9 protein-coding genes are annotated in these 12,071 nt (G+C 46.4%); 7 read left to right on the top strand and 2 right to left on the bottom strand.

All coding sequences use genetic code 11. The features are described 5' to 3' along the window. A partial coding sequence (locus tag OB236_RS31995) for an S-layer homology domain-containing protein (RefSeq protein WP_262687616.1) occupies positions 1–1,941 on the top strand: 1,941 nt, incomplete at its 5' end. A gap of 139 nt (positions 1,942–2,080) precedes the next feature. Here the strand turns inward: OB236_RS31995 and OB236_RS31990 are convergent. Then, a complete protein-coding gene (locus tag OB236_RS31990; RefSeq protein WP_262687615.1) occupies positions 2,081–3,706 on the bottom strand; it encodes an S-layer homology domain-containing protein in 1,626 nt (541 codons plus the stop codon). A gap of 317 nt (positions 3,707–4,023) precedes the next feature. Beyond that, complete coding sequence (locus tag OB236_RS31985) at positions 4,024–5,184, bottom strand: MFS transporter (protein ID WP_262687614.1); 1,161 nt, start codon at positions 5,182–5,184, stop codon at positions 4,024–4,026. A 151-nt stretch (positions 5,185–5,335) separates the two neighbouring features. Between OB236_RS31985 and OB236_RS31980 the strand changes: the two genes are divergently transcribed. The 6 genes from OB236_RS31980 to OB236_RS31955 all read left to right on the top strand — a co-directional run bounded on the left by OB236_RS31980 (position 5,336) and on the right by OB236_RS31955 (position 12,042). Beyond that, a complete protein-coding gene (locus OB236_RS31980) occupies positions 5,336–5,506 on the top strand; it encodes a hypothetical protein (RefSeq protein WP_262687613.1) in 171 nt (56 codons plus the stop codon). Between the two features lie 41 nt (positions 5,507–5,547). Continuing rightward, a complete protein-coding gene (locus OB236_RS31975; RefSeq protein ID WP_076232413.1) occupies positions 5,548–5,970 on the top strand; it encodes a hypothetical protein in 423 nt (140 codons plus the stop codon). Between the two features lie 47 nt (positions 5,971–6,017). After that, a complete protein-coding gene (locus OB236_RS31970; RefSeq protein ID WP_262687612.1) occupies positions 6,018–7,178 on the top strand; it encodes a transglutaminase domain-containing protein in 1,161 nt (386 codons plus the stop codon). Between the two features lie 30 nt (positions 7,179–7,208). Next, positions 7,209–9,245 carry a peptidoglycan D,D-transpeptidase FtsI family protein gene (locus OB236_RS31965; protein WP_262687611.1) on the top strand — a complete coding sequence of 679 codons (2,037 nt, stop codon included), beginning with the start codon at positions 7,209–7,211 and terminating at the stop codon, positions 9,243–9,245. Positions 9,246–9,401: 156 nt separating this feature from the next. Continuing rightward, complete coding sequence (gene asnB / locus OB236_RS31960) at positions 9,402–11,279, top strand: asparagine synthase (glutamine-hydrolyzing) (protein WP_262687610.1); 1,878 nt, start codon at positions 9,402–9,404, stop codon at positions 11,277–11,279. A gap of 19 nt (positions 11,280–11,298) precedes the next feature. After that, a complete protein-coding gene (locus OB236_RS31955; RefSeq protein WP_262687609.1) occupies positions 11,299–12,042 on the top strand; it encodes a Cof-type HAD-IIB family hydrolase in 744 nt (247 codons plus the stop codon). Positions 12,043–12,071 lie beyond the last annotated feature (29 nt).

Raw genomic sequence — 12,071 nt, 5'->3', positions numbered from 1 at the left:
GCTTCGACTCCATCGAATAGCGTGATACCGACGTCACCGAACGCACCGGTCACGGTGCCGGGCACACCAATGGGCGTGACGGCTGTGGCAGTGAATGGTCAATCGCAAGCGACAGTGAGCTTTACGGCACCGATCAGCAACGGAGGCAGCCCCATAACCGGCTACACTGTGACCTCGAGTCCGGGAGGATTGAGGTCTAGTGGTACAGGCAGTCCCCTCACCGTTACGGGGTTGACGTATGGGACGATGTATACATTCACCGTCGTTGCAACAAATGTCGTAGGAAGCTCGGTCGCTTCGACTCCATCGAATAGCGTGATACCGACGTCACCGAACGCACCGGTCACGGTGCCGGGCGTACCAATGGGCGTGACAGCTGTGTTAGTGAATGGTCAATCGCAAGCGTCAGTGAGCTTCACCGCGCCTGCTAGCAGCGGAGGCAGCCCGATCACAGGCTACACCGTGACTTCGAGTCCAGGAGGCTTGACGGCAAGCGGTACAGGTAGTCCAATAACCGTTACGGGCTTAACGAAAGGCATAAGCTATACGTTCACGGTAATTGCGACCAACAGCGTTGGCAGCAGCAATCCTTCCGAAGCTTCTAATGCCGTATGGCTAAGAGCTTCTTCCAATAACAACGGCAGCTCAAGCACACCAACACAGCCAACGCCTCCAACAACATCGGAGTCTGATACAACGGGTGCTACCGTTCTTGTTAATGGCAAGCTGGAGAAAGCAGGAACAGTAAAGGTAAAAAACGTAAATTCACAGACGGTAACAACCATCGTGATTGATCAGAATAAGCTGGAAGATAAGCTCGCGAAGGAAGGTCAGTTTGCTGTGGTGACGATATCGGTGGATACCGGATCTGATGTCGTGATCGGAGAGCTCAACGGACAGATGGTCAGTAAAATGGAATTGCAGCAAGCGGTATTGGAAATTAAAACGGATAAAGCGAGTTTTCATATGCCGGCTCAACAGATCAACATCCAATCAATCTTAGATCAGGTGGGCAAATCGGTAGCCCTGCAAGATATTAAAGTTCAGATCGAAATCGCTGTGCCTAGAACGCCGGTGCAATGGGTTCCAAATGAATCCACAGAGGGAACGATTGCGATTGTCGTTCCACCGCTTGACTTTACTGTAAGGGCTCTCTATAAGGACACTACAATTGAAGTCACCGAGTTCAAAGCATATGTTGAACGTACAATTGCCATTCCAGACGGCGTAGATCCTAACAAAATCACGACTGGAGTCGTGATTGAAACGGATGGAACGCTGCGCCATGTGCCGACAAAGATTGTGCTGTTGGACGGCAAGTATTATGCCAAGGTGAACAGCTTGACGAATAGCATCTATTCTGTGGTATGGCATCCGCTTGAATTTAAGGATGTAGAGCTGCACTGGGCTAAAGAATCTGTAAACGATATGGGATCGCGTATGGTTATCAATGGCATCGGCCATGGCTCCTTTAATCCCGATCAAGATATTACACGTGCGGAGTTTGCAGCTATCCTGATTCGTGGATTAGGACTGAAACTAAAGGCAGAGGCATCGGGTTTCTCTGACGTTGATCCGAAGAGTTGGTTCGCCAGTGCGATTGGGACGGCATTCACGTACAACCTGATCAACGGATTCGAGGATGGCACCTTCCGCCCGAATGATAAGATTACACGCGAACAAGCGATGACGATTATGGCAAGAGCGATGACCATTACGAAGATCGAAGCGAAACAATTGCAAAATACGGGACAAGTATTAAACTCCTTCACCGATGCGGGGACGATATCGAATTGGGCTAAGAGCGGGATTTCCGACTGCTTAAAGTTCGGGCTCGTTTCGGGACGAAACAACACAGAACTGGCTCCTAAAGCCTTCATAACAAGAGCAGAAGTTGCGGTTATTGTTCAAGGACTTTTACAAAAGTCTGATCTAATTTAACGATTATATAGCTGCATTCACTAGCGTTGCATTGATTTTACCTGAAAATTCAAAACATTAACAAAAAAAGGCACCGACATCGCTGTCAGTGCCTTTTGGCTTGTAAATCTGAATTTAATTAGTCGTCAACCTGCTTTACTTAGTTGATGAAGTTAGCTTTGGTTAACAAACGTTTCAGCATAGCAGCTGATTGTGCGCGTGTAGCCTGGTTAGTAGGAGCGATCGTGTTGTCAGTGATTCCATCAATGATTCCTGCTTCAATCGCTGTTGCTACTTCTTGTTGAGCCCATACGATCTTGTTAGCATCGGTATACTTAGCTAACAATTCATTTTGACGTTCAGAAGTAACAGTTGGTTTAGCACCTGCGTAATTCAAAGCACGGACGACCATTGCTGCAAGCTCTTCACGTTTGATCGGTTGGTTCGGTCTGAAAGTTGAATCCTCATAACCATCAATGATTTTGGCTTTGGTTGCTGCGCCTACAACGCCTGCGAACCAATCACCTGATGCAACATCATTGAAGGAACTGCTTCCTGCCGCTTGCTCAAGACCGAGTGAACGAACTACCAAGGCTGCAAATTCAGCACGAGTGATGTTACGCTCCGGTTCGAAAGTTGTATCAGTTACGCCATCAACAACCAGCTTGTTGGCCAGTAATTCGATGTAGCCTTGAGCCCAATGGCCTTGGCTGTCAGGGAAGTTTTTGTTCAATTCGATTGCTGTATAGATACTGTTGCTATTACGTTTAATTGTAGCTGTGCTGCCTGTGTCTGCTGTATTAATCAGAGAAGGGACAAAGCTTAATTTTTTCGTTGTAGTATCGAATACAACGCCTGTCGAACGTGTGGAATCTGCTGCTTTGGTCAAAGGAAGAATACGGCTCACATAATTCGAACCGAGATCAATCGTTTGAGTTTTGCTGTCTGGTGCAAGTCCCACAAGGTTGAAATCAACCGGTGTAGCGATTTCTGTAGCACCTAGGGCAGTAGCTGCAGATGTTATGCTAGCCACATCATCAGCACTTGGAGCACTGATGGATACTTTAATAATGAGCTCATCCACTGTAGTGCCAAGAGCAGTTGCCAAGTCACTTAGGTTCAGTACCGAGATCGGAAGGATATAAGTGCCTTTACTATTGGTGATCCGTAGTGTCTTGGTTGTGTCATTAGTGAAGCTGGTCAATGCCTTAGCTGGAATCAAAGCCAGATCTCCACTAAGGTTAAGCACGACTTCATTGTTAGAAGTTAAAGCGTTTTGCAGCATGTAGGCATCAATACTTCCGTCAGAAGGAACACTCATGGTTGCTCCGGAAATAGTTCCGCCACCACCACCGCCGCCACCGCCGCCAGTGCTACCGCCGTTGTTATTGCTTGTGTATGAAACTGTCGTAGTTGCAGATTCGCTTGGATCTACAACACCAGCTTTATAAACAGTTGTAGTTACTGTAAGTGGACCCTCATAGCCATTAACAGATAGACTTGGTATTTGGTAGCTCCATCCTTGGCTGCTTGAGTAAGTATTGCTATAAACGGCTGGGGTCACAGAAAGCAATGCACCGCTGTTCCCGTACACATTGACGTACACTGCGTCTCCAACATTGGAATCTAAATAAGTAGTGGAAGATACAGTTGCATTCAAGCTATTGTTCTGAAATGTTAAATTAGAAAATCCTGTTGCAGCAAAAGCCAGAACAGGCAGCATGATTGAAAGCATCAGCGCAAGTACGGTAACTTGAGCAGTTTTTTTGGTAAAAGCTGGCTTCATTAACGTTTCACTCCTATCGTTTCTTTTGTTTTTTTTGTGAAAAGGTTCGTTTGTCACTATGCTTTTCACCTCCTTTTTCGACATAGATATGCTGGGTACATGTCTTGTTACAAAGTTCGAACGCGACTCCCTTGTTTAAGTCCGTCTGACCCAAAAAAACGCGTTGGGTATATCTGGGTTAAAGGAGACTGAGAAGTAACGCTTAACCTAACTTTTACTTACCCTGGGTAATTAACGTTGAAACACACAAAAAAATCGCCCGCAAAAGGCGATTTTATAATCAGCACTGGCTGGCAGCCAAGCAGTATAATTTCTTTTTAGATAGAAACGGGTTTGAAGGCTCGTAGGGGGACAACAGACAAGGCCAGCATCAGGCAGGCAAATGCAATAAAGTAAGGAGAAGTATGACTTCTCATATGTCCGGCCACAATGGGACCTATAAAGGCGCCTATGGAAAAAGATATGGATAAAAACGAAAATACACGCCCGTAATGGCTTGAACTTGTAATTCCTGCCAGCAGGGAGGCGATAGCCGGAAAAATGATACCTTTGGCCATTCCAATCATAAATAGAGAGACGTAGATCGGAATAGGCCAATGGATGGATAAGCCGAAAAAAATAATCGCCAGCCCCAGACTGCCCATAGTGGTCCTCAGAAATGGGGATTTGCGGTTCAAGAAGATCATGCTCAGGGTGACCAGTGCCCCCAGACTGACAAGTGAAAACAAAATACCCGATGTCAGAATGGAACCGTTGGATTCCTTCATTAGAGGCAGTTCAAAAAATAATATCCCTTGTGCACAGGAAATAGCCAAAGGAATACCAAAGAAAAGCCAGGGAACACGATCGTTTTTGAGTTCAGGCAGCTCATCGGGATGTTCGGCAATGCTCTGGGCGTGTGGGATGGACAAGTCGCCAATCGTCTTCTGACCAGTTGCTTCCTTCACTCCGACCATGGCAAGGACACCGGTAGCGATCAGAATCCAGCCCAACACCGTGAAGGATTGCGCAAAGCCGAGCTTCGCTACCAGATAAGCGCCGACAGCAGGGCTTAATACAGAGGCCATCGTATGTACGAGTCCATTACCCGCCATAAACTTGCTTTGCTGGACACGGTCCTTGGCAATCTTGGCAAGCAGGGATAGACATGCAGGCGAGAGGAAGGCAAGGACAAAACCGCTGATCGAACGGATAATCAACAAATCCCAGGGATCCGTTACCCTTGATTGAACTAACAGCACAATACCTGCTACAATTAGGCTAAAGACAATAAAACCTTTACTTCCATAACGGTCTACACCATAACCTGCCAGCAGGTTACCGGGCAAGTGAGTCAGTGAGTATACACCTAAAATGAGCCCGATGAATGAAGGGGCAGCGCCTAGCGAGATTGCAAACGGGGATAATATCGGGTATTGCGCATGCAGATCGAAAAAAGCTACAAACATGAACAAATATAACCACAGCGCGGTTTTCAATCGTATCACCTCGAATGGGATCCATAGTCTGCTTGCTTTCAGCAGCGTTATACTACGTTTACGTGACAAGCCCGGAGGTTAGTACCACTATTTTCGTGGGCCGCAGAACAAGCGTTACATACAACGATTTATTGAGAAGAGGTTGCCGGGTATGGATCCGTTCCTGCTATTATTTTTGGTGGTTATTTTGGTCGTTCTTATTTTTCGATTGCGAACCACCTTTCGTAAGGCCAAAAAGTTCGACAAATCCGATCAGATTCAGCGCCAGCTCGCAGAACTGAGGAAAAAAAGGGATGAAGACAACGATAAAGATAGTGTATGATTACCAGTATTGAGTGAGATGAATTTGAGGAGAGATGAAGGTTGGATTTTATTACGTCGTTTTTACAAGAGCGTTGGTATATTATTTTGTTGGCTATCGTGATCTTATTCGTTGTTGTCCGCATCGTTAAAACCGTTATCAAATGGGTCATTGTACTTGCCATATTGGCAGGATTATATTTCTATGGTGCCAGCTATAAGGATCAATTGCTCAATATTGGAGCTACGGTAACAACTGAAGTAAAGAATCAGGCGATCAAAGTCGTATCGAACGAAATGAAGGATGCGCAATATAAGCAAAATGCGGACGGGTCTTACACGGTTACGACCAAAAGCCTAAAGGTTGATGGCAAGCCGGGAGCCAGCGAGGTCACTGTCACTTTTATGAATCAGACCTTTACAATGAAGCTTGATGATATGCTGAAGGCATTGATCGAGCAAGCCAAGACGAACAAAGCAACCTAACGAGTGCTGCATTTCTTTCATCCTTGAAGAGATTAGGAGTTGAAGCAATGGCATCGACAATCAACCAAATCAGTTCAATCAATTGGATCACTGTGCTTATTGCAGGAACGCTAGTCTTTTCGATCATTCAGGGGATGATTCGAGGCGCGTCTTCCTCAGCTCGTCACTTGGCGCTGATGGCAGCAGAAGGCGCCGCTATTGTGGTTGGCATAGTGTTGTCCTGGTGGTTGTCCTCCTGGGTCTCGCCGTATGTTCAAGGATGGCTGGTTGAACTCAATATTGTAATTCCTACCAAGGATCTTGGTCTATTTGAGCAATTTTATTACACGGTCGTTACATCGGTTCGAGATTTTCCACTGCTGCGGCTAGGCGTTTTATTCATTATTGGTTATGCTGTAATTAAACAGATCATCTACCGGATGATCAATCCGTTCTTTGGTCATTGGGGGACAGATAAGTTTCAGGGGGAGTCAAGGCATGCCAGTACCAAACGTCCGGGTATGATTAGCAGTGTGATGGGCGGAATCATAGGTACATTTTCCGGTCTTGGCCGCTCACTGCTCATAGTAGCAGCGCTCTTTATTTACACTACCTTTTTGCCGCAAACCGAAATCACCCCGTATATACAAGCTTCTACCCTGTATCAGGAAGGTGCAACGGCAGTTATCAAGCCGGTGGCAGGCGATTTTTTGACCAATCAGCTTCCCGTATTTACCAGAAAGTTTGAGGCGGAAGTCAATAATATTTTACAAAGAAAGTATGATGTGCTGGATGCACAAATCCCTCCCGGCATAGCGGAAGCGGCCAAAGAGGTAACGCTCAAAGGAACAACTGACGAGGAAAAAGCGAAGTTGCTATATAAATGGATTGGCACCAGAGTAACTTATGATTGGGATAAGGTTAATCTCTATGAGCAAAAAAAAATCTGGAAGGAGCAAACGCCGGAAGAAACGTATGCAACAAGAAAAGGCGTTTGTATTGATTATTCCAGACTGTATGCCGTGATGGCCCGTTCGATCGGTTTAGAGGTCAAAGTTGTTACAGGGCTTGGCTATGATGGTCGTGGCGGATATGGACCTCACGCATGGAACGAGGTATATTTAAACGATAGCAGCAAGTGGGTACCACTCGATTCTACCTGGGTATCCAGCGGCGGCAACTGGTTTAATCCCCCGAATTTTAATCAAACACATATCAGGGAAGTTTAAGGTTGTACGCATTACAAAGGAGTTGTAAGCATGTTTGGTAACAAAAAAGCTAATGATGACCCTCAGCAGCAGGAAGCAGCCAAGAGAAGTCACTTTACATTTAGGGTTAATCTGATCTTTTTCTGCACGTTTTTCTTTTTTTCCATTCTGATTGTCAGACTTGCCGTACTGCAGTTTGTCGAAGGCAGCCAGTTGAAGGCGGAAGAAGCCAATAATACCAAGATGGATACACCGATAGGTCCGATTCGTGGCAATATCTATGATCGGGGAGGGGCGCCGCTTGCCTTTACCTCGTCAACCCAATCGCTATATTTCCGTATGGAATCCGACCAAAAGAAAGACGATGTCATTACGCTAGCTCGCAAATTAGAGGAAATATTCAAGGAGCATGGGACGCCGCCCAATAATTTGCTGGGTGCAGCGGAAATCATTAAGGAGATGGATGTCGGTTACGATCTGGACAAGAATACGACGACAGCTCCGAGCTACTCCTTTGTTCCCCGGCGGCTCAAATCCGGCTTATCTAATGATGAAATCGCGTTTATACTGGAACGCCGCGATGAATTGAAATGGCTTGAGATTATGGAGGAAAGTATTCGTACTTACGACAACGGTCCCATTGCAGCGCAGCTGATCGGATATATGAGACCCTTTTCCACGGCAAGAGAGCCGAACAATGGACTACCGTTTTACAAGAATAAAGACAATACTAAAGGCTATCTAGACACTGAGTATGTTGGATACGATGGTATCGAGCTTATGTATCAAGAGGAGCTTCGCGGTAAAAATGGGTCAAAAACATACCCGGTGAATGCCTCGCAAAAAATTATTGGCAAAGTGTCGGTCAAGGCTCCTGAAAAAGGAAACAATTTATATTTAACGATTAATAAGAATGTTCAAGAGGTTGCCGAGCAGGCCATTATCGATCAGCTTGCGGCTGCCAAGTCAACGTCCAATCGATCTGCTTCCGCGCCGAATGCAAGGGCTGGTTATGCGGTCGCAATCGAAGTGGAAACAGGCAAGGTCGTTGCAATGGCCAGCATGCCGGATTATGATCCTAACATATGGAACGGGGTTGTGTTGACCAGCGAGTACAACCGGATTCAGCCATTTATTAATAATGGTACGATTACAAGCGCCTTTCCGGATTATCCGCCAGCCGAGCTCAAGAATCATCCAACCTCGGTTGTCTATGTAGGATCGATCATTAAGCCGCTATCGGTGTTAATTGGATTAAATGAAGGGCTGTTTGGGGTCGATACGCTTTATAATGACACCGGTGAGTATACGTATGGTAAGGACAATGGATCGAAGCTGACGAATTCAGACCGGGCTTCCTATGGGTATATTAATGCTGCGGATGCGATCTGGCATTCCTCCAATACGTTCATGTCAGCGATGGTTGGTTACAAACTTCATCAAAAATATGGAAGCCAATCAGCCGACGTTTGGGAGTCCTATCTGAACAAATTCGGTCTCGGTGTGCCGAGCGGAAGTGGTTTGCCAAGAGAAAATGCGGGTATCAGCGAGTTTAAAACGAATGAGAAGGAATCCATGCAATCGAGAATGGTATTTGCTTCATGGGGCCAGAATGAAAAATATACAACGATGCAGATGGCGCAATATGCCGCTACCCTGGCAAGCAGAGGCAAGAAGCTAAAGCCGCTTCTTGTGGATAAAATCGAAACCTATGAAGGTCAACCGGTGCAGACGATGGAGCCTGTCGTGATGGAGGAAACTACATTCCCCAAACCGTATTGGGATTCTGTCATTAAAGGGATGGAAAAGGTGTTTGTGACAGGCTTTGACGGATTTCCTTATCCTTATGCCCGTAAAACAGGAACCTCTACACAATCCGTTGGCGGCAAGCTGATTGATAATGCCGTGTTTATTGCGTTCGCTCCAGTGGAAAAACCAAAGCTTGCAATTGCTGTCGTAGTCCCTGAAGGTGGTTTTGGTTCGTGGAATGCCGCTCCGATTGCACGCAAAATTTTTGATGCCTATGATCAGTACTATGGCTTGGATGGTGTGCCCAAAGGGGCCAAAGGTACTGCGGAAGCACCATAGTTGCGAGTGTATACATGTTCACAGAACCTGTCTGTTATGGACGGGTTCTTTTGGTGTAACCTTACGGATTTTACTAAGAATATGCTATACTAAAATATCGAATAAATCGAATGATAGTTAACGTTGCCGTTGTACACTTGAGGAGGAAATGAAGACATGTGCGGTATTACCGGAGCAATGTATTTTGAAGATAGGGAACCGTCTCAGACGATGCTGAAAGCGATGACGGATTGTATGGTGCATCGCGGACCCAATGATTTTGGATTTTGGGGTGAGAACCGGATTGGACTGGGCTTTCGCCGGCTGTCCGTTATCGACCTTAAGGAAGGTCACCAGCCTCTGTCCAATGAGGACGATACCGTATGGATTGTTTTTAACGGAGAGATTTATAATTATAAATATTTACGCAGCTCGCTTCAGGAGAAGGGGCATGTGTTCAAAACACATAGTGATACCGAGGTTATCGTTCATATGTACGAGGAGTTCGGGGAGGAATGTGTGAAGCATCTTCGCGGGATGTTTGGATTTGTGATCTGGGATCGTAAAAAGAAGCGTCTATTTGGAGCGCGTGATCATTTTGGGATCAAGCCCTTTTATTATTTCAAGAACAGCAGGCAGTTTTTGTTTGGATCTGAAATTAAAAGCTTGTTGGCTGCTGATGGTATGGACCGATCCATACGTACGGAGAGCTTGCTTAATTATTTGACCTTTCAATACGTACCGGAGCCGGATACCATGTTTAATGATATTCAAAAGCTGCCACCAGGACATTATATTTCAATCAGTTTTGATGGTGACATGCAAATTAGCCGTTATTGGGACCCTATGTTCGAGCCTGAAGAGCGTGCTTTTGGGGATTATGTCGAACAGATTCGCGAGGGCTTGAAGGATTCCGTTATTCATCATATGCAAAGTGATGTTGAGCGCGGCTGTTTCTTGTCCAGTGGTATTGATTCTACGGCGATAGCCACCCATATGCGTTCGATTGAGCCGATCCGCACGTTTTCCGTAGGTTTCGAAGGTGCTAATAATGAGACGGGGATTGCTCAACAAACAGCAAAAGCGTTGGATACCGAGCATTATTCGAAAATTATTACGCAAAAGGATTTTTTCGATGTGCTACCCAAGGCGGTATGGCATCAGGATGAGCCGGTAGCTGATCCTTCGGCTATCGCTTTGTATCATGTTGCGCAGTTGGCACGTGAACAGGTTACCGTTGTTCTATCCGGAGAAGGTGCGGACGAGCTGTTTGGCGGCTACCGAATTTATAACGAACCGAATTCGCTGCGCTCTCTTGACCGTCTGCCGATGGGCTTAAAGCGGATGCTGCACGCCGTTGCTAGAATGATGCCTCAAGGGGTATACGGGAGAAACTTTGTGCTTCGCGGTACGACACCGTTGGAACAGAGATTTCTGGGTAATGCGAAGATTTTCACGGAAGATATGAAATCTGAGGTCGTGCGCATGGATCAGGAAATGCTGCGCAGCTACCGCAACCCATGGCAGATTGCTGAACAGTACTATGCCAAAACAAGGCATCAGGATCCGGTCACACGTATGCAATATATCGATATGAATCTGTGGCTGCCAGGCGATATTTTGATGAAAGCCGATAAAATGACGATGGCCCATTCGCTGGAGCTGCGTGTGCCTTTTCTGGATGTGGAGCTGTATGAGGTCGCTCGTAAAATCCCGGCACGTTATCGAATCGCGGAAGGCACGACCAAATACATTTTCCGCAAAGCAATGGAAGGGATCATTCCTGATTTTATTCTTAACCGTCCGAAGCTTGGATTTCCGGTACCGATGCGCGATTGGCTGAAAGGCAATCAGGGCAAAGTGATGCTGGAGCAGATTGAAGCCAGCGGTATTGAGGATTACATTAACATGGGTACGATTCGTAACATGGTAGCCAAACACCAGAATGGACAAGGTGATTATGCAAGGCGTTTGTGGACCGTCTATATGTTTGCCCTATGGCATGTTACGTACATGCAGGACCTGCCTAAGCCTTCTGTAGCCGCAGCACTGTAGAGAGAGGGGACTTGAACGGATGAATAAGGGAAATTACAAGCTTATTGCTTTGGACATGGATGGAACACTGCTGACGGAGGATAAAAAGGTATCCGAGGAAAATCGTGCAGCGATCCAGGCTGCCGAGCAAGCCGGAATCAAGGTGATGTTCGCAACCGGGCGAGGGATTCAGAATGTGGAAGCTTACATTGAGGAGCTTAAGCTGGAAGCGCCGATTGTTACCGTAAATGGAGGCGAAGTCTGGTCAGCACCAGGCAAGCTGCACAGCCGTGCACTGCTGGAGCCTGCTCTTATCAAAGAAATGCATGCACTGGCGATTGAGTATGATACTTGGTATTGGGCTTATGCAGTTGGTGATATTTATAATAAGGAACGATGGGTAGAGCAGGTGGATGCCAGACAATGGCTGAAGTTTGGTTATTATTATGAGGATGCTGCCTGTCTGCAGGCTATTCGTAGCAAGCTGGATTCATGGGGCGTGTTTGAGATTACGAATTCGCATCCAGCGAACCTGGAGTTAAATCCCAAAGGAATTCATAAAGCGAGCGGTGTCCGACAAGTATGTGAAATGTTCGGATATGACATGTCGCAGGTGATAGCGATGGGAGACAGCCAGAATGATATTTCGATGATTCGGGAGTGCGGACTTGGCGTAGCGATGGGCAACGCACAGGAAGAGGTTAAAGCGCTGGCAGACGTAATCACAACGAGCAATGAGGAGCACGGTGTGGCGCGGATTATCGAACAATATATTTTATCTTAATAGCGATCGGCAGGATAATTGGACGCGCA

The organism is Paenibacillus baimaensis, assembly GCF_025567575.1.
The sequence above is the reverse complement of the archived record's forward strand: the minus strand, read 5'-3'. Positions and strand labels throughout refer to the sequence as shown.